Raw genomic sequence first — 17,523 nt, 5'->3', positions numbered from 1 at the left:
CGCGGAGAAAATCGAGTTATGGCGAAGGAATGGGGAATTGTAAAGCGGTGCCGGAGGGAGAATGCAGCTTCGGCATTGTTGGTCATTGCAGCAGAGGACGTTACTGACAAGCGGATGAAATGCGCGTCAAGCGGCGCGATCCGCTATAGATCATGTTTATGCAGATAGGCGATCGCTTCGGAACGTCCGGCGACGTTCAGCTTTTTATAAATGACGCTCAAATAATTTTTGACCGTGCCGGTCGTCAGGAATAATTCGGAGGCGATGGCTTGATTCGACTTGCCTTTTTTTAATTCTCTGACGATGTTGCGTTCCTGAACGGTTAAACTATGCGGCTTATCGTCATGCTGCCGGTCTGCAGCGGAAGGAATGCCGGCGCCGCTTTCCTCGGCCTTCGGCTTCTCTCGCTGCTCCGAGGACTGAAGAGCTTGTACGAGACGCTTTTGAATACTGAGGGGATAGGTCATTCTTCCGTCCAGGCAGTCTTGCACGGTGGAAATAATGGTTTGCGTCTCGACCCCTTTAACTAAATAACCGCTGGCGCCGTAGCGAATAGCTTCCATAATGTACTGCTCATCCTCGAAGGTGGTCAAAATTAAAACCTTGGTGTCGGGATATTCCGCTTTGATTCGTTTGGTCGCTTCCAGACCGTCCAGCTTCGGCATATGGATGTCCATCAACACGAGCTGAGGGCGATGCAATTCAACCTGCTCCATCGTGCTCAGCCCGTCTCCGGTCCTAGCTACGACCTTGTATTCATCCTCCATGCCGAGAATAGCCGCCAAACCGTCGCGAATTAAGGGCTGATCGTCCGCTATAATAATGGTCGCTTGTGACATTCCGTTCACTCCTCCCGATGATTTGCGCTGAAAGGGATTGTAATTTGCAGCGTGACTCCGCCGGCCGCCCCCTCGGCTGCCACCGAAAGCTCCCCTCCGGCATCCTGAACCCGTCCCTTCATGGCGCTCAGACCGTACCCGTGAACAATCGCGATCGGCGAATCGCCGTTATCGGACAATACAAACCGTATCATTACGCCGTCGTACGATAACGAAAAGTGAAAATACGTGCTCGAACCGTGGCGGATGCCGTTGGTTAATCCTTCTTGCAGCGCGCGGTAAACCGTCAGCTCAATCATTGGCGTAAGATCCGGCATCGCCTCGTCTATGTCGTATTCGATCTTCACGCCGGTTTGCGTGACGGTCTCTTCAATCAGCCGGATCAGCTCGGGAATGAACGTGTGATCGGGGAAATTGTCGCGCAGCAGGTGAACCGAGCTTCGCACGTCAGCCAAGCCTCTGGATATGTTATCCATAGACCGGCCCAGCATTTCTTCCGCAATAGCGTATCGCTGCTTTTTCATGGCATGGGAGGCTGTCTGTAATCCGGTTAATGCCGCCGTCAGCGTATGTCCTACCGAATCGTGGATTTCCCGGGATATTCTCGTCCGCTCCTGCAGCTTGGCTTTGCGCTCCAGTTCAATCGAGGCCAGCCGCAGCTGTTCGTTGTCTTTGGCCAACTGATTCTTTTGATGAAAAGCGATTCTCGCCAACAGGCTTACCCCGAATATGGCAACATAATCGACGACTCTGGGAATAAGCAGATAGATTTGTTCAAAAGACGGGAAGTCGCGATATATCACTACGCCTATGAAAATACTGATATAGGTCGCCGCCGTGAACATAATCGAATGATTTCTCGATTGGTGAAACGTAAATTCGCCTATGAGAACCAGCAAATAGATTTGCCCGAAAAAGCTTTCCGACTCGATGCATATGACAAGGGCAAGCGCCAACTGAACGCACAAAAACCAAAAACCGCTTCTACGATGCAGCTGGATGTTCAAGAAGTAATCTCGGATCAGGACGATCGCTATATATACGCCCAAAAGCGACAAGAGCCCAATAGAAAGATGAGCCGTATGGAGCATCAAGCAGATCGCTGCTCCTATGACGATGACGGTCGTTATAAATTTCATTCTTCTAACCAGCTGCAAATCCATTATTGTAAGCCTTTCATAAGTCACTAATTACATATATTTTACCACAAATGTGACTTTGGTCATAGAAATCGCAGAAAAATGTCGAAATTCGCCCGTTTCTACCTTCATCTAGTGAATTTCTTCATCTAGTATAGGCCATTGGACATATCTATAATGAAATTAGCCCGATTCATCGATTGCAGCAGGCTACGCGGATAAAAAAGAAGCCCACAATTTGTTCTTAGTTTCATATGAAAATAAAAATTTCAAGGGAGACATGTACCATGTTTCTAATTTTATGGAACGTATTAGGTTGTGTTCTTTTTTTATCAAGTCAATATTTGCTCATTACATTGCTGCTGGAACGAAAGCTTGAATAGGAGGGAAACCTAGTTGGAAGACGGCAATCGCGGCGAAAACACCAAAAAGATGCTTGAGCTTTGCGGTTCAGACTATGAGAGCCTACATGATTTGCCGATTCAAAGGGTGGAGATCGCTATGGAGACATTGGCCAATCGGTATGCACTTACGAAGCGGGAATCGGAAATGGTGACGCTGATCGCCGCATTCGGATTTTCCAATCGGGAAATTGCCGAACATTGCACCATCAGCGAAAAAACGGTCAAAATTCATCTTGCCAACGCCATGAACAAAATGAGCGTTAAATCCATGCGAAAATTACTGTCTCTGCTGTTTCGATACGTGCTGAACGCATCGCCGTAACCCTGCGTAGGCTTATTCAATAAAATATCTTGGCGTTAAGCTACAGCATCCCGGCGGCAATGCCTCCGCACCCGGCCAGAAAACACATAACGCCTCCGAAACGAACCGACCAAATGTACAGGTCCGAAGGCTCTGCGCCATCCTCCGATTTCCAGCTCTCCACTGCATTCCACACCCACACTGGCTTCCACAGCATCACCAGACTGCAAAGCATAAGCAATATCGACAGTACGGCCATTCCTCGTCCTCCCCCCATTCGCTTTACTCGTTAGAGATCCCGCATAAGATGCGGCGGCGGACGGAATCCGCGCGGCTTAGAAAAGCTCGTCGGCTATATGCCCTTCCCTCACGTAATGGATTAACGCCTCCGCTTCACGGTACACCTTCTTCTCTTCTCCCGGACACAGCCACCAGTTATAAGACTGTCCGCAGGAGCGGTCATCCGGGCATAACGCATAGTCGATCCAACCCGGCATGTAGGTGCGCAGCGTCAAAAGACATCTTCTCATATGCCACGGGGCGCTGACGACAAGCAGCCGGCCGATTCGGTTCAAACCGAGTTTTCGATCCAAGACCAGCATGGAGGCAAGCACATTTTCCTTCGTATGGTCGGACTCCATCTCTACCAAAATCGCCTCTGCCGGAACGCCCCACTGCATCGCCTGTTCCCGCATGATCAGAGACTCCGGCACGCTCCGCTGCCCCCACCGGGTCCCCCCGGAAAAAAGAATTAACGAAGCCTTGCCCGCATGGTACAGTTGAACTGCTTTTTTGACCCGCTCCTCGGCCAGGCTGCCGCCGCTGCCGAATACAAAGATGCACTCCCCGCGCTCTTCCTTCAGCGGGCTATCCGCAAATAACAGCCGGGTCAGGTCGTCTCTTGACAATCGGTCCGCGTGAAGCTCGGAAATCAGCATGAGAGATCAACCCCTTTCATAAGACCCACCGGTTTCTACTAATCTTCTATCGATTGTACCATATACTATGATGAAAAAGATCGTTTCGTGTCTCTATCATTCCCGTGCTGCCGCGGAAAAAGAGCGGACTGCCGGCGATTCGCCCGAGGCAAAGAAACCTTTTGACGAGATACGGCGTCTAACTATCATTACAATCCATTTACTGGTAACAAGGAGGCCTTCAGACCATGAAATTCCGAAATAACCGGCATGCCCGTCGACTCATCCGCTTTATGTTTGCCGTATTGCTGTGCGCTTCGCCGCTTCTCGTCCCGGCCGGATCGCCCGCGGATGCGATAGCTCTGCCTGCGCTGGCCCATAAGTTCAGCCCCCCTGAGCTGCCGCCGGTCATCACCTTATTGGAGGACACCCCGCTCTACCCGGAGCCGGACGATAGCGGCGAGCCCTGGGCCGTGCTCTCGCCGCAGGACGTCCAAACGGTCGAAGCGGAACAAGAGTGGTACCTCGCCCCGCCGCCGGGCGAGCAAGGCAAGCGCTGGATTCGCATCGCGACCACCTGGCTCGGCGACATGTGGATGCATATCGATTATGAGCGAATCGGCCGGATCGTCCCGGCGGATACGAATATCGCGCTGATTTGGTCCGCGGCCTTATATACGGAGCCGGTGCAATCCGCGCAAACCGATGTCGTGCTGGCTCCGCAGACCGTCCACTGCAACGCGATGTTCCAAACGCCCGGAGGCAGCAATGCATACCGGATCGAGACATCCTGGCTCGGCGACATGTGGCTCGTAAAACCTAACCGCATTTTGCTGGATATGGAAATCATCGACCAAGATATGGTTTTGCCGACGGAGACATTGCGTATGGAGGATTCCGATACCGCGCATCGCCTGCAGCGGCCCTCGGAGGCCGTGATGATCCCGCCGCAGACGGTATACGCCTTGGAGAAGACCGTTAACGGGGAATACCATGTCCGCGACGCCGAAGGCGCCGAATTTTGGATCGATCCCCGCTATGCGCAGCCGGCTTCGGCCAAGCCGAGCAGCGACACGATTCAGTTAAGCAAGGACACGCTGATCCATTTGTTCCCGGCGATGGACCATCCGATCTTCGGCTCCCTTTCTCCGCAAAAGATCGAAGCCTTTCAGCAGTGGGACGATGAGCAGGGTCAGCGCTGGTACCGCATCCACAGCTGGAACGGCGATCTTTGGATTCTTCCGGATCACTGATCGAAATACGCTTCCGCGGCAGAAAAGAAGCCTCCGGCGCTCGCGCTTCGAAAGCGGCGCCGGAGGCTTCGTTCCTTACAGCCAGGTCGTTTTATCGCTATGCGGCGTGCGGGCCGTCGGAGCCGCTTCTTCAACCGGATAGCCGATAAACAGCGTGCCGACTACCTTCTTGTTCTCGGGAGAGCCGATGAAGGCGTGCATCCGCTCGTCATGCACCAAGCCGATGCCGCGCGTGCGCCAGACGAAGCCTAGTCCGAGCTCCGTCGCCGCAAGCCACATCGAATGGATCGCGCAGGCGGTCGCATATTCATTGTCCTTGGACGATGCCGCGTCGCCCGGAATGACGTCGGCGGTGACTACAATCACCAGCGGAGTGGCCGTCAGCACCTTGAGCGATTCCTGCACCAAGTTCGGCTTGGTCGGGAACCGCTCCTCCAGATAAGACAGGGCTAGCGCTTCGTAGCGCGCTTTGGCTTCGCCGCGAATGACGTAGAAATGCCACGGCTCGCGCAGCCGGTCGTTGGGAGCCAGCGTGGCGGCGGCGAGCAGAGCGTGGATTTTTTCCTCCTCCACCTCCACAGGCTTCACGTTGCGCACCGCGCGGCGCTGCTGCAGCACATTCATAATGGACATATCGTTTATTCCCCTTTCGTTCGGTATTGTACGCATGCTTCGACCCACCGCTCCGCGAGGAGCGGCTCGGAGGCGAAATGGATATGGGTATATCCGGCAACCAGCGTGCCGGCTTCATTCAGATAGCCTTCCTGTTTAATACCGCGCAAGCCTTTCGTCTCGTAAGCATGGCGGATAACGGCGTCAGGATGCGGCTTGAACGTCGAATAGTGAAACTCATGGCCCTTCGCCTTGCCCGAAGATCCCAGCAAGAAGTTGGCTTCCGTACCCGTAATTTCCCTGTAACCGAGCGCAGCGAGCTTCTTCTGCATCTTCACCGCGCCGGGAATGAGACCGGCCATCGGATATCTCGTCCCGTCCGTCGTCTCGATCGCTTCTGTCAAATACATGAAGCCGCCGCATTCGGCGAGCGTCGGCAAGCCGCGCTCGATCGCTTCGCGGATCGACTGCCGGACCGCTTCCCCGGCCGACAGAACGTCGGCGAACTCTTCGGGGAAGCCGCCGCCGAGATACAGCCCGTGAACACCCGCAGGCAGCGATTCTCCGGCCAGCGGCGAGAAGAAGACGCAGTCCGCGCCGTACGCATGGAGAAGCTCGAAATTCTCCTGATAATAGAAATTGAACGCGGCGTCCTTCGCCACCGCGATGCGAACTCTCGGCCGAGGCGCATCCTCACGCGGGAGGAAGACGGACGGGGCGGCCGCAGGCTCCTTGGGTTCGGATTCGGCTTCCGGCGATGCGGCCAGCTCCCAAATCTTCTCCACGTCCACCGTAGCGGCAACCAGCTCGGCCAGCTTGTCGAAGAACGGACGGAGCTCGCCCCGTTCGATCGAAGGCACCAAGCCGAGATGACGCTCCGGCATCTCGATCCGATCCTCCCGTTTCATATAGCCGACAACGGGAATGCCGCATTCCTGCTCGATCGCCTCGCGGACGAGCTTGTAATGGCCGTCGCTGCCGACCTTGTTGGCGATGACGCCGACGATGTTGACCGCAGGCTCCAGCATCTGGAACCCGCGGACGATCGCGGCGGCGCTGCGCGCCATGCTCTGGCAGTTCACGACCAGAAGCACCGGCGCTTCGAGGAGCATGCTGATCTCCGCGGTGCTGCCTTCGTTCGTTTTCGGATTTTTGCCGTCATAGAAGCCCATGACGCCTTCGATGACGGAGATGTCGGCATCGCCGCTCGCCCGGTTGTAGATGTCCTTCACCGTATCGTGAGACAGCATGTAGCTGTCGAGGTTGCGGGAGATACGGCCGGTGACGGCCGTATGATAGGTCGGGTCGATATAATCCGGCCCGCACTTGAAGCCCTGCACCTCGCGGCCGAGCCGCTTCAGCGCAGCCATCAGGCCGATCGTCATCGTCGTCTTGCCGACGCCGCTGCCGGTGCCGGCAATGACGATTTTGCGAGCGCCGTGCGCGACGCCTGCGCCGGAATTAACGCTGTAGGACATTAGCTTCCGCCCGCCCTTCCTGCGCGAATGAAGCGACGCCGACGGAAATCGTCACGTTGCCGGACTTTTTCTTCACGAGCGCAAGCTTCTCGGCGCCCGTATGCAGCTTGGCCGCCGGCTCGCTGACGCCGTAAGCGCCGGTGAATTTGTACACGGTGTCCGAAGGGTCCTCGATAGCCACCGAGTTCAACTGCTCGGGCGTATAGGTGACGAACGCCCAGCCATGCTTTTGCACGACGGCGAGCAGCCCCTCCTCGTCCTTCTTCAAATCGATGGTGCACACGGCCTTGACGCTGCGCACCGAAAACTTCAGCTCGGCAAGCGTCTCCGTTATAACCGCCTCGATCTCCTCGGCGGACGTGCCGCGGTTGCAGCCGATGCCGAGCGTAATGACCTTCGGCCGGTACAGCACGCCGTTGTCCAGAATCGCCTGCTCCTCCGGCTCCAGCAGGCGATGAGTGACAACCAGTGCGGCCTGAGGTCCGGCCGCCAGCGCTTCGCTTACCGCAACATACGTGCGGATATTCGGTGGCAGCGGCGTGTCGTACAGCCACCAGCCGGATTCGCCCGACTCCTGGACGACCGCTACCCGCTCCTCGTTGACGACCGAAGCGCTGACCGGCGTCAGCTTATCCGCCGACTCCCACTCCCAGCCGAACCGGCGGCCGAACAGATCGACCGCGATGGTGCCCTGCACGTCGGAGGCCGTCGTAATGATCGGTCTGGCCCCCATCGCCGCCGCCACCTCGCGGGTCAGCTCGTTCGCGCCGCCCAAATGGCCGGAAAGCACGCTGATGACGTTCTCCCCTTTATCGTCGATGACGACGATGCCGGGGTCTTTCTTCTTATCCTGCAGCAGCGGTGCGATCATCCGAATGACCGCGCCCAGCGAAATGATAATAATAAGGCCTTTATAAGCGGGAAACAGCGCGGGAAACAACAGCCTGACGCTGCCCTCGAACAATTGAATGCCGCGCGCTTCCTCGTCGCCGCGCTCGAACTTCGACATATAATACAGATCGGCATGGCTGAAGCTGCCGTGCAGCTTGCGCGCCATCTCGACGCCGTGCTTCGTAATGGCGACGATCGCATAATCGCCGCGCTGCGCGATCGCAGGAATCTCCCCTTCTTGCAGAACGATCATGCTTTCACCCCTTTGCGGAAGCGGTGGGTGAACTCCTTGTCGTACAGCTTCGAGCGGTATTCGTCATTCTCGTGAATATTCGGGTCCAGCGCCCATCCGGCCAAAATCATCGCATGAGAGCGAATTCCGTTTTTGTGCATATCCTGATCGAGATTCCCGAGCGTCGTGCGCACGATAATCTGATCGGGCCAAGTCGCCCGCTGCACGACGGCTACCGGCGTGTCCTCGCTCCAGCCCGCCTCGGTCAGCTCCTTGACCACCTTCTTCGTCAGCGTCGCGCTCAGAAACAAGGCGATCGTGCAGTGATGCGCCGCCAAATCCTTCAGCTTCTCCAGCTCCGGCACCGGCGTGCGGCCTTCGGCGCGCGTCAGGATCAGCGTCTGGGTCAGCTCCGGTATCGTCAGCTCCGCGCCGAGAGCGGCCGCGGATGCGAACACCGAGCTGACGCCGGGGATGACCTCGTAGCCGACGCCTTCCTTCTTCAGCAGCGCCACCTGCTCCATGATCGCGCCGAACACCGCCGGATCGCCGGTATGCACACGCGCCACAAGCTTGCCCTGCTTCACCCGGTCGACCATGACGGCGACCATCTCCTCCAGATCCATGCCGGCGCTCTTCAGCACCTCGGCCTCCGGCTTCGCCTTGGCGATCAATTCCTCATTGACCAGCGAATCGGTGTACAGGACGACGTCCGCCTCCTGTAAAATGCGCAGTCCTTTGACCGTAATGAGATCGGGATCGCCCGGACCTGCTCCGATAATATAAATTTTCACTATTTTCTCACCACCATTAACGTCAAGTATTCAAGCCCTTTGCCCTGCAGCTCGACAATGTTCGTCCAAATCATTTCCTCGGAGGAGGTCACCTTCGTAAGCACGGCCGCTTTGTCCGTTAGCCCCAGATCGCGCAGCACATGAATCATCAGATCGATGACCTTCGCCACTTTGATGAATACGACGCAGTCATGGTTTTCGATAGCGGTGCGCATCTTGTCGTAATCGTCCGTCGCTGGCACAATGGCGATCTGCTCGTCGCCGTCGGCAAGCGGAATGCCAAGCCGGGACGCCGAAGCATTGACCGATGAAATTCCGGGGATCGAACGAATCTCGACCTCCGGATGGCGCTCCTTCATGAGGCGCATCAAATGAATGAACGTGCTGTATATCATCGGATCGCCCTCCGTGACGAACGCCACGTCCTTGCCCTGCTCCAGATGCTCCCATACGGCGCTTACCGTGCGGCTCCACTGCATCTCCAGCGCCTCGCGGTCCCGCGTCATCGGGAAGGTCAGTCCGATCATCGTCTTCTCCTCGGTGTTCACATACAGCTCGGTGATGGTGAGCGCATAGCTTTTGGCTCCCATTTTTTTGCGCGGATATGCAATAACCGGCGATTCCTTCAAAATCCGAAACGCCTTGACCGTAATCAGCTCCGGATCTCCCGGGCCTACGCCAAGGCCGTATAATACGCCTAGCTTACTCACCCGCATTCGCCTCTCTTTCCTCCGCCCCGCCGGGCTCCTTATGCTTGGCCGTAATAATATAGATCGGGTTCAGCCCCTCGAACCTCGTCAAATCGAGAATCGGCTTGCTGCGCGCGATTTGCGCCAGCGTGATGCTCGTGGCGAAGCCTTCCTCGGCGAACGCCTTATTCGCTTCATACAAATTTTCGATCGTCGCCGCGTTCAGCACGATTCGCCCGCCCGGCTTCAACCGTGTGCAGCATGCGTGCAGCAACTCCTTCATCTCGCCGCCGCTGCCGCCGATGAAGACGGCGTCCGGATCGGGGAACGCTTCGAGCCCCTGCGGAGCTCTGCCTTGAACGGCCGTAATGTCGGTGCGGAAACGATGCATATTGTCGATACAATTTTGCAAATCCGCTTCGTTTTTCTCAATCGCATACACTTGTCCGTAACGGGCGATCTTGGCCGCTTCGATGGCGACCGATCCGGTGCAGGTGCCGATGTCCCAGACGACGCTGTCTTCCTGCAGCTGCAGCTGCGCCAAGCTCAGCACGCGGATTTCTTTTTTCGTAATCAGCCCTTTATCCGGCTTGCGCTGGATGAATCTGTCGTCCTCGATGCCGAGCGCATCTCTGGTGCCCGGGCCCTTCCCGCCTGCTGCCGATAAAATCAGCACGTTCAGCGGCGAGAACTGCTGCTCCGCCAGCTCCGTGAGGTCGTACCAGCCGGTCCGCTCGCCCTCACCGTCCAAATTCTCGGCGACAAACGCGCGATATTCCGTCATCCCGAACGATAGCAAATAGCGGGCAATCGCGCCCGGATGATTCGTTTCGTCGGTCAGCAGCGCGACCTTCGGCTTGCCGTCGATGCGCTGCGCCAATCCTTTGATGCTGCGCCCGTGCACGCTGGTTATGTACGCATCCTGCCAGCTTTGGCCCATCCGCGCGAACGCCACCTGGACGGAGCTCGGGCTCGGGTACACCTCTACATCCAGCTTGGAGGACAAATATCCTCCGATGCCGTAAAAGAGCGGGTCTCCCGACGCCAGCACGACGACGCTCCGTCCTTGCTCCGCTTCGGCCTTCAGCTTGGCCGCAAGCTCGGACAGACCGCCTTTAATCACGATTGTCCGCCCCATATAATCGGGAAAAAACTGCAGCTGCCGCTCGCCGCCGACCAGCACGTCGCTTTCGTAAACCCACTTCGCATATTGCGGAAGGAGCCCTTCCTGCCCGTTGTCACCGATGCCGATCACTTTCGGTTTCATCACTTCAGTTCCCCTCCTTGTTTCGCCGCACTTCTAAAAACGTGTCCGACGGATTGAAATTCACGAATAATTATCCAAAATCGCCCCTTCCATGCAGCCGCCGGAACCGAGCTTCGAATCGTTTCTAGATTTTAATGGACATGGGGGAGCTTAATTCGTCGCAAACAGATGCTTTTTAAACGTAACGGTCACCATGGCGCTTACATAGCTCCAATTTGCATTCTAAGGCGGCTTTGTCAGCAAATAGCTGCATCTGTGTCCGTTAGAAATCCAAATGGGCAGATAGCGTCGATATAACGGCCGCTGTGTCCGTTGCGAATTTAGTCGTGGCCTGCGGTCGATAGAGCTTTCCACTCGCTGTTCCAGCTCTCAACCCGATCTCCGGCCTCTTTTTCTCCGTGTTTCAAAAAAAATCCCCATCGATCTTACGCGCCGCCCGGGGGCAAGCTCGCTTTGCCCAGCAGCTGGCCCTTCATGGAAATAATGACCGTCTCCACTTCCATACCGCCCTGCACTTCGTTCATACCGGATTGGCAGCAGTAGAAGCTTAACCGCTCGAAGAAGCCTGCATAGCCCCATTCGAGCATCAAATCCCCGACAAGCGCCGCCGTATTGGCCTCGCGCACGGTCGCAATCTGTTCCGCCGTCGCTCCCGATTCCTCCGCCACCCGAGCGAGAAAGCCGAAATCGACAGGCGTGCTTTTGGAATGCACCATCATTACCCCTTGGGCAACCTTGGAAAATTTGCCCATCATCCCGACCAGCGTCACCTTCTCGATGCCCTGCCGTTTGCACTGGGTCAGCGCAAAGCCGACGAAATCGCCCATTTCGATGAACGCTTCTTCCTGAAGCTCCGGGTACATGTCCATCCCGTACTTCTCGCTGCGCCCGCCGGTCGACAGCACCGCCTGCTTGCACCCGCACTTCACTGCGACGCGGATGGCTTGGGCCACGCTGGCCTTGTAAGCCGCCGTGGAGAAAGGCACCACAATGCCCCGCGTGCCGAGGATCGAGATGCCGCCGATAATGCCGAGACGGCCGTTCAGCGTCTTCTTGGCGATTTCCTCGCCGTCCGGCACGGAAATGACGACTTTCACGCCGCGATGAATCTCGTATTGATTGAGCACTTCCGCTACGGCATCGCGAATCATTTTGCGCGGCACCGGATTGATCGCCGCTTCGCCGACGGGAACCGGCAGACCGGGCTTGGTGACCCGGCCTACGCCGATACCGCCGTCCAGCTCTATGCCCGGCTCCTGGCGCCAGGTGACGGTGGCATAAATTCTCGCTCCGTGCGTCGCGTCGGGGTCGTCTCCGCCGTCCTTGATCACCTCGGCTTCGGCGTGCTCGTCCGAATATTCGCAGCGCACCATCATAAACGTAACGTCCTGCCCGATCGGCAGCCTGATCGTCGATTCGAGCTGCGTTTCCTGCAGAATTAAAGCAGTGAGCGCCGCCTTTGCCGTCGCCGTCGCGCAGGAGCCTGTCGTATAACCATACCGAAGCGGTTTCGCTTCCTGATTATCGCTGCCGTTACCCTTCATCGTAGCCATGGGTCCTGGCGCCCCTTAACCGAGGCGCTCCGCCATGAGCGAAATCGCGTTGACCGAGGCTACCGCGACAGGGCTTCCGCCTTTGCGTCCGACATTCGTAATGAACGGAATATCGAGCTTCGCAAGCTCCTCCTTCGATTCGGCCGCCGACACGAACCCGACCGGCACCCCGATCACCAGCCCCGGCTTCGCCTCGCCTTCCTTCACCAATCGAATCAGCTCCAGCAGCGCCGTCGGCGCATTACCGATCGCGAAGATGCCGCCGTCCGCCTCGCGGATCGCCTTGCGGATCGAGATGATGGCGCGCGTCGTATTAAGGCGCTTCGCCTCCTCCATAACGTCCGGGTCCGATATGTATACCTTCACGTCGCCGCCGAACTTCGCGATGCGCGGCTTGCTGATGCCTACCTGCACCATTTGCACGTCGGCCACGATCGTTTTGCCCGAACGGATCGCCTGGATGCCGGCTTGCACCGCATCTTTGTGAAACAGCATGCTTCGTCCGAGTTCAAAGTCTGCGGAAGCATGAATGACCCGCTGCACGACCGAATACTGCTCATCGGTATAAGGATGCTCGCCCAATTCCTCAGTGATCATGCGAAAGCTTTGTTCTTCTATTTCCTGCGGCTGTACTGTGAGCGGTTTAAATTCCGTTTTAAAATCCATCGATCACGCCTCCTGCAAAAGTTCGTTTAATTTGCCGATCACGCCGTCAAAATCGCCGTAATGCGTGCCGTACTCGATGCTCGGCCGCCCGATGACGATCGTTTCAATTCCCAGCTCCAGCGCCGATTCCAGCTTCTCGTCGACAGCTCCGACCTTGCCGCTTTCCTTGGTAATCATCAGCGTCACTTTATAATGCTCGTACAGCGCCTTATTCAGCTCCCTGGAAAAAGGCCCCTGCATCGCAACGATGTTTTTTTGCTCAAGACCGAGCTCTTCGCATTTCTCCATATTGTCTCTGCGCGGCAGCATCCGCGCCACCAGCGTCGTATCCGGCAAGCCTAGGAGCCGCTTGGCGAAAATATGCAACGTCTTGCTGCCGGTCGTCAGCATCACGACGCCCTTGCGCTGAGCGGCCAGCTCAGCCGCCTGCTCATAGTCGTCAGCAAACGTAATGAGCGGGTGCTGGTCGATAGCGATCCGGTCCCGCTCATAACGAATATACGGCACCCCTGCTTCCCGGGCTGCCGCAATAGCATTCTTCGACGCCTCTTCCGCAAACGGATGCGTCGCATCGACAAGCGCGCGTATGCCGCGTTCCCGAACCAGAGCAACCAGCGCCTCGGCGGTCAGACGTCCGGTCATGACCGGGAGTCCGGCCTCCTCCATCGACTTGGCCGCGCTATCCGTAACCACCGTCGTAAGCAGCGTGTAACCGGACTGATGGATGCGAAGCGCCAGCTCGCGGGCGTCGCTCGTTCCAGCCATCACTAATATCATCGTAACTGCCTCCTCTATCTTGTGAAAAATCCGGGCAAAGGCGGCTATAAAGCGAAGCCGCCTTTGCTTGCCGGACTGCCCCGGGGCCCCCTCTAGCGCTCGCCGGACTTCCGGGATATTGCCGTCTTACGGCTTATGACTTGCGGGTGTTGCAGCCTTGCCTCTCGCTCCGTCATAGCCTTCTCCCCACGTTCGCGATCAATGACCTTCGCTGCGCCCGCGGGCAAGCGCGTGATCATGATCATGCGCAGATTTATGACTGTGTCCTTGGTCATGCTCACGCTCGTGTTCGTGATGATCATGCTCATGTTCATGATGATGATCGTGGTCATGCTCATGCTCGTGACCATGATGGTGATCGTGCCCGTGCTCATGCTCGTGACCATGATGGTGATCGTGCCCATGCTCATGATTATGTCCATGATGATGGTCGTGGTCATGTCCATGCTCATGATGGTGATCATGCTCATGTTCGTGACTATGATGGTGATCGTGATGATGGTGATCATGATCGTGGTCGTGATGGTGATGATGATCGATATGCTCCATCGCCGCCAATCGGTATTGGCACATGTCGCAGTTCATCTTTGTCTCGCCCTGGACCGCTTCCAAAGCCCGCTCGCGCAAAATATGACGCAAATTCGGATGAAAGCCGAAATAGTCGGCCAGCATAAACTGATGCCCCGGATACTTCTCCGAAAATTGGGTGAGCATCGCTTCCATCCGCTTGATCAACACGCCTGTAAACAAGAAATACGGCAGGATGACCACTCTGCGCGCGCCGAGCTTCAGACATCGCTCGATTCCTTCGTCGACCAACGGGGCGGTCACTCCGATAAACGCCGTCTCCACCCATTTGACCTTGAGCTTTTCCCAAAATAAACGTGAAATTTTGAACAAATCGCTGTTCGCATCGGCATCGCTGCTTCCCCGGCCTACGACGAGTACTGCCGTATGTTCAAGCTCAGGTTCCAGCTCCGGGCTCCCGGTCAGTTCAAGCCCCGCAGCCGCCCCGGCGGATTCCAGACGGGATGCGAGAATATCGAGCACTTGTTCATGCACTCCGATAGGCCGTCCGTATGTAAATTGTACGGAAGGGTAGCGAAGCTTGGCTTCGTCGATAGCGGCCGGAATATGAATTTTGGCGTGCCCCGCCGAAAATAACGTAATAGGAACAATCGCGATTTGCGAAGCTCCCTGACGCACGCAGCGCTCAATGCCTTGAGCGATCGTAGGCGATTCGAATTCCAGAAAGCAGGTTTCCACCAGTTGCTGATCCATCTCTCCCGCTATCGTGCGGACAAATTCCCGCACCTCTTCGTTGCCTTCCGCATCCTTGCTGCCGTGCCCTACAAATAGTACAGCATTCATGATCAGTAACCCCTCCCATATCCGTCACGTAACGTTAATCCCCACACACCGCGTTCTCAATTTGGAAAACGGGAAGCTCTTGGTGACGATAACCTTCTAATTCCTTGACCCGTTTGAAAAATTTATGAAACCGCTCATTCGGATGACCTTCCGAAATATAGCGCTGCACGATTCGTTCTATCGTTTCTACTAATTGCTCGGGCTCGATGCCCTCGGCTACCGGCTGCCCCGGATGAGCGTTACGCCCGACCGTCTTGCCGCCGAGGAACAAATCGAACTTCTGCTTGCGGTATACGATGCCGATGTCCTCCTGCACCGCTCCGTAGCAGGCCATACCGCAGCCGTTAAGACCAATCCGCAGCTCCTTCGGTACGTTGAGGCCGCCGAGCTTGCGCTGCAGCTCTTCGGCGTAAGGAATGGCATCTCCCTTGTCGCCGTTGCAGAAGTCGCAGGCCTTGAGCTGCGCCACATCGCCGATCGGAGCAAGCAGAAAACCTTCCGCGCGCAGCCGGGATGTAATTTCATCCGGATTGTCGGTCGGCACCCGCACGATCAGTTGATGATGCGGAGTATATTCCATCGAGCCCTTCTCGCCGACCACATCGGCCAGCGTGATCATCTGCTTCGCAGTGAATCGCTTCTCCGCTACGCCGGGACTTACCGCCAGCTCGAATATCGACTGCTGGCGGAACATCCCCGCTCCCGCTGGCAAGCCGTCGGCCGCCGTCTCTATGCCGCGGCTGCGGTCGACAAGCTGCAGCGCCTGCAGCGCCAGCTGCAGCGGCGACGCTTCCGCGACGCTCACGCTGCCTCCGCCCAGGCGCTCGCTCGCCCGTCCCGCGCTCACCGCTGTCGCCGCTGCGCCTGCGCTCGCTTCCGCGACGCTCACGCTGCCTCCGCCCGGGCGCTCACCTGCTCGCTCCGGCCTCACCGCTGTCGCCGCTCCGCCTGCGCTCGCTTCCGCGACGCTCACGCTGCCTCCGCCCGGACGCTCGCTCGCCCGCTCCGCGCTCACCGCTGTCGCCGCTGCGCCTGCGCTCGCTTCCGCGACGCTCACGCTGCCTCCGCCCGGGCGCTCGCCTGCTCGCTCCGCGCTCACCGCTGTCGCCGCTCCGCCTGCGCTCGCTTCCGCGACGCTCACGCTGCCTCCGCCCGGGCGCTCGCCCGCCCGTCCCGCGCTCACCGCTGTCACCGCTCCGCCTGCGCTCGCTTCCGCGACGCTCACGCTGCCTCCGCCCGGGCGCTCGCCCGCTCGCTCCGCGCTCACCGCTGCGCCTGCGCTCGCTTCCGCGACGCTCACGCTGCCTCCGCCGGGGCGCTCGCTCGCCCGCTCCGCGCTCACCGCTGTCGCGGCAGCACTCGCGCCGACGCCGGCATCCTCCTCGTCCCAATCGGACTCGCCCGGCTCATCCCAGTCCCAATCTTCGTCGTCGGAGTCGCTTCCCGACGGCTCATCCCACTGCCGCAGCGCCCACGGCTCCGCCTCCTCCTTCAGCCGCTGGTGAGGCTTCAGAGGCTGAACGTCCGCGTTCAGCGTATACTTGCGCTGGTAGCCGCGCGGCGTAATCATCAAGCCGTCGTACACCGTTGTCGACGCGTTGCCGATGATCACCGTCGTCAGCATGCCGATATCGTGATCCAGCATATCGCGCAAATTCGTCAGCACGACGTGCTGGCGGTCCCGATAGGCGCTCTTCACGATGCCAACCGGCGTTTCCGGCGACCGGTATTTAAGCAGAATGCGCTGCGTCTCCACGATCTGCCGCGTCCTTCTGCCGCTGCGCGGATTGTACAGCGCAATGACGAAGTCCGCTTGAGCCGCCGCCTCGACGCGCCTGGCAATCAGCTCCCATGGAGTCAGATGGTCGCTTAGACTGATCGTGCAAGCATCATGCATGACCGGTGCCCCGAGCAGCGAAGCCGAGGAGTTGATAGCCGAAATGCCGGGAATGATCTCGACTTCGACGCCGCCGCTGCGGCTCCAGCCTTTTTCCATCAACACTTCGTATACCAGTCCCGCCATCCCGTACACGCCTGCGTCGCCGCTGGAGATCACCGCTACCTTCTTGCCGGCTTCCGCCTGCCGCACCGCTTCCTGGGCCCGGCTGACCTCCTCCGTCATCCCCGTCCGGACGATTTCCTGGTCCGTCAGCAAACCGCGGATCAAATCGACGTACGTGTTGTATCCGATAATCACTTCGCTTTCTTCAATCGCTTCCCGAGCCCGTTTCGTAATATGCTCGAAGCTGCCCGGCCCGAATCCGATAATAAGCAGTTTGCCCGCCATGCTTGCACATCCTTTCCTTCCTAAACTCTATTCCCGCTGCGGCTGCGCATGCC

Annotated in this window: 17 protein-coding genes; 2 read left to right on the top strand and 15 right to left on the bottom strand. The window is 57.7% G+C overall.

The features are described 5' to 3' along the window. Positions 1–143: 143 nt before the first annotated feature. Positions 144–839 carry a response regulator transcription factor gene (locus SK3146_RS25430; RefSeq protein ID WP_249861392.1) on the bottom strand — a complete coding sequence of 232 codons (696 nt, stop codon included), beginning with the start codon at positions 837–839 and terminating at the stop codon, positions 144–146. 5 nt (positions 840–844) lie between these two features. Continuing rightward, on the bottom strand, positions 845–1,978 hold the full coding sequence (locus SK3146_RS25425) for a sensor histidine kinase (RefSeq protein WP_249861391.1): 1,134 nt from the start codon (positions 1,976–1,978) through the stop codon (positions 845–847). A gap of 396 nt (positions 1,979–2,374) precedes the next feature. Here SK3146_RS25425 and SK3146_RS25420 point away from each other — a divergent pair, with 396 nt between their 5' ends. Then, complete coding sequence (locus SK3146_RS25420) at positions 2,375–2,704, top strand: helix-turn-helix domain-containing protein (RefSeq protein ID WP_249861390.1); 330 nt, start codon at positions 2,375–2,377, stop codon at positions 2,702–2,704. Between the two features lie 40 nt (positions 2,705–2,744). Here SK3146_RS25420 and SK3146_RS25415 read toward each other — a convergent pair whose 3' ends face one another. Further along, positions 2,745–2,942, bottom strand: coding sequence for a DUF6199 family natural product biosynthesis protein (locus tag SK3146_RS25415; RefSeq protein WP_249861389.1), 198 nt, complete (start codon positions 2,940–2,942; stop codon positions 2,745–2,747). Between the two features lie 76 nt (positions 2,943–3,018). After that, positions 3,019–3,621: a YdcF family protein gene (locus SK3146_RS25410; protein WP_249861388.1), complete on the bottom strand. Its 603-nt coding sequence runs from the start codon at positions 3,619–3,621 to the stop codon at positions 3,019–3,021. Between the two features lie 227 nt (positions 3,622–3,848). On the opposite strand from SK3146_RS25410, the gene SK3146_RS25405 reads away from it, so the two are divergent. After that, a complete protein-coding gene (locus SK3146_RS25405; protein ID WP_249861387.1) occupies positions 3,849–4,853 on the top strand; it encodes an SH3 domain-containing protein in 1,005 nt (334 codons plus the stop codon). 75 nt (positions 4,854–4,928) lie between these two features. On the opposite strand, the gene SK3146_RS25400 is transcribed toward SK3146_RS25405, so the two are convergent. The 11 genes from SK3146_RS25400 to cobJ form a co-directional block, all read right to left on the bottom strand. Continuing rightward, entirely contained in the window at positions 4,929–5,486 is a 558-nt protein-coding gene (locus SK3146_RS25400) for a nitroreductase family protein (protein ID WP_249861386.1), read from the bottom strand. A 5-nt stretch (positions 5,487–5,491) separates the two neighbouring features. After that, positions 5,492–6,943, bottom strand: coding sequence for a cobyrinic acid a,c-diamide synthase CobB (locus SK3146_RS25395; RefSeq protein ID WP_249861385.1), 1,452 nt, complete (start codon positions 6,941–6,943; stop codon positions 5,492–5,494). Beyond that, entirely contained in the window at positions 6,927–8,087 is a 1,161-nt protein-coding gene (locus tag SK3146_RS25390) for a cobalt-precorrin 5A hydrolase (protein ID WP_249861384.1), read from the bottom strand. The genes SK3146_RS25395 and SK3146_RS25390 overlap by 17 nt, the downstream gene beginning before the upstream one ends. Then, a complete protein-coding gene (cobM, locus tag SK3146_RS25385; RefSeq protein ID WP_249861383.1) occupies positions 8,084–8,860 on the bottom strand; it encodes a precorrin-4 C(11)-methyltransferase in 777 nt (258 codons plus the stop codon). The genes SK3146_RS25390 and cobM overlap by 4 nt, the downstream gene beginning before the upstream one ends. Beyond that, positions 8,860–9,570: a precorrin-2 C(20)-methyltransferase gene (gene cobI / locus SK3146_RS25380; RefSeq protein ID WP_249861382.1), complete on the bottom strand. Its 711-nt coding sequence runs from the start codon at positions 9,568–9,570 to the stop codon at positions 8,860–8,862. Before cobI ends, cobM begins: the two co-directional genes overlap by 1 nt. Then, positions 9,563–10,816: a precorrin-6y C5,15-methyltransferase (decarboxylating) subunit CbiE gene (cbiE, locus tag SK3146_RS25375; protein WP_249866435.1), complete on the bottom strand. Its 1,254-nt coding sequence runs from the start codon at positions 10,814–10,816 to the stop codon at positions 9,563–9,565. Before cbiE ends, cobI begins: the two co-directional genes overlap by 8 nt. A gap of 425 nt (positions 10,817–11,241) precedes the next feature. Next, positions 11,242–12,360, bottom strand: coding sequence for a cobalt-precorrin-5B (C(1))-methyltransferase (locus SK3146_RS25370; RefSeq protein WP_249866434.1), 1,119 nt, complete (start codon positions 12,358–12,360; stop codon positions 11,242–11,244). Between the two features lie 24 nt (positions 12,361–12,384). Beyond that, a complete protein-coding gene (locus SK3146_RS25365; RefSeq protein ID WP_249861381.1) occupies positions 12,385–13,035 on the bottom strand; it encodes a precorrin-8X methylmutase in 651 nt (216 codons plus the stop codon). Positions 13,036–13,038: 3 nt separating this feature from the next. After that, positions 13,039–13,812 (bottom strand): precorrin-6A reductase, encoded by a 774-nt coding sequence (cobK, locus tag SK3146_RS25360; protein ID WP_249861380.1) that lies wholly within the window; start codon positions 13,810–13,812, stop codon positions 13,039–13,041. A gap of 198 nt (positions 13,813–14,010) precedes the next feature. Continuing rightward, positions 14,011–15,183, bottom strand: a complete 1,173-nt coding sequence (locus tag SK3146_RS25355) for a sirohydrochlorin chelatase (protein ID WP_249861379.1) — start codon at positions 15,181–15,183, stop codon at positions 14,011–14,013. Positions 15,184–15,217: 34 nt separating this feature from the next. Next, the gene (gene cobJ, locus SK3146_RS25350) at positions 15,218–17,470 is read right to left on the bottom strand and encodes a precorrin-3B C(17)-methyltransferase (protein ID WP_249861378.1); all 2,253 of its coding nucleotides are present in this window, start codon (positions 17,468–17,470) and stop codon (positions 15,218–15,220) included. Between the last annotated feature and the right edge of the window lie 53 nt (positions 17,471–17,523).

Origin of the sequence: Paenibacillus konkukensis, from assembly GCF_023523925.1 — a bacterium.
GTDB lineage: Bacteria > Bacillota > Bacilli > Paenibacillales > NBRC-103111 > Paenibacillus_S > Paenibacillus_S doosanensis.
Note: the sequence above shows the minus strand (reverse complement) of the source record. Positions and strands in the feature narration are given on the sequence as shown.

What these genes read in the sequence shown, in the direction of transcription:
- SK3146_RS25430 (WP_249861392.1), bottom strand. Translation starts at nt 839, where the DNA reads ATGTCACAAGCGACCATTATTATAGCGGACGATCAGCCCTTAATTCGC.
- SK3146_RS25425 (WP_249861391.1), bottom strand. Translation starts at nt 1,978, where the DNA reads ATGAAATTTATAACGACCGTCATCGTCATAGGAGCAGCGATCTGCTTG.
- SK3146_RS25415 (WP_249861389.1), bottom strand. Translation starts at nt 2,942, where the DNA reads ATGGCCGTACTGTCGATATTGCTTATGCTTTGCAGTCTGGTGATGCTG.
- SK3146_RS25410 (WP_249861388.1), bottom strand. Translation starts at nt 3,621, where the DNA reads ATGCTGATTTCCGAGCTTCACGCGGACCGATTGTCAAGAGACGACCTG.
- SK3146_RS25405 (WP_249861387.1), top strand. Translation starts at nt 3,849, where the DNA reads ATGAAATTCCGAAATAACCGGCATGCCCGTCGACTCATCCGCTTTATG.
- SK3146_RS25400 (WP_249861386.1), bottom strand. Translation starts at nt 5,486, where the DNA reads ATGTCCATTATGAATGTGCTGCAGCAGCGCCGCGCGGTGCGCAACGTG.
- SK3146_RS25395 (WP_249861385.1), bottom strand. Translation starts at nt 6,943, where the DNA reads ATGTCCTACAGCGTTAATTCCGGCGCAGGCGTCGCGCACGGCGCTCGC.
- SK3146_RS25390 (WP_249861384.1), bottom strand. Translation starts at nt 8,087, where the DNA reads ATGATCGTTCTGCAAGAAGGGGAGATTCCTGCGATCGCGCAGCGCGGC.
- cbiE (WP_249866435.1), bottom strand. Translation starts at nt 10,816, where the DNA reads ATGAAACCGAAAGTGATCGGCATCGGTGACAACGGGCAGGAAGGGCTC.
- SK3146_RS25370 (WP_249866434.1), bottom strand. Translation starts at nt 12,360, where the DNA reads ATGAAGGGTAACGGCAGCGATAATCAGGAAGCGAAACCGCTTCGGTAT.
- SK3146_RS25365 (WP_249861381.1), bottom strand. Translation starts at nt 13,035, where the DNA reads ATGGATTTTAAAACGGAATTTAAACCGCTCACAGTACAGCCGCAGGAA.
- cobK (WP_249861380.1), bottom strand. Translation starts at nt 13,812, where the DNA reads ATGATATTAGTGATGGCTGGAACGAGCGACGCCCGCGAGCTGGCGCTT.
- SK3146_RS25355 (WP_249861379.1), bottom strand. Translation starts at nt 15,183, where the DNA reads ATGAATGCTGTACTATTTGTAGGGCACGGCAGCAAGGATGCGGAAGGC.
- cobJ (WP_249861378.1), bottom strand. Translation starts at nt 17,470, where the DNA reads ATGGCGGGCAAACTGCTTATTATCGGATTCGGGCCGGGCAGCTTCGAG.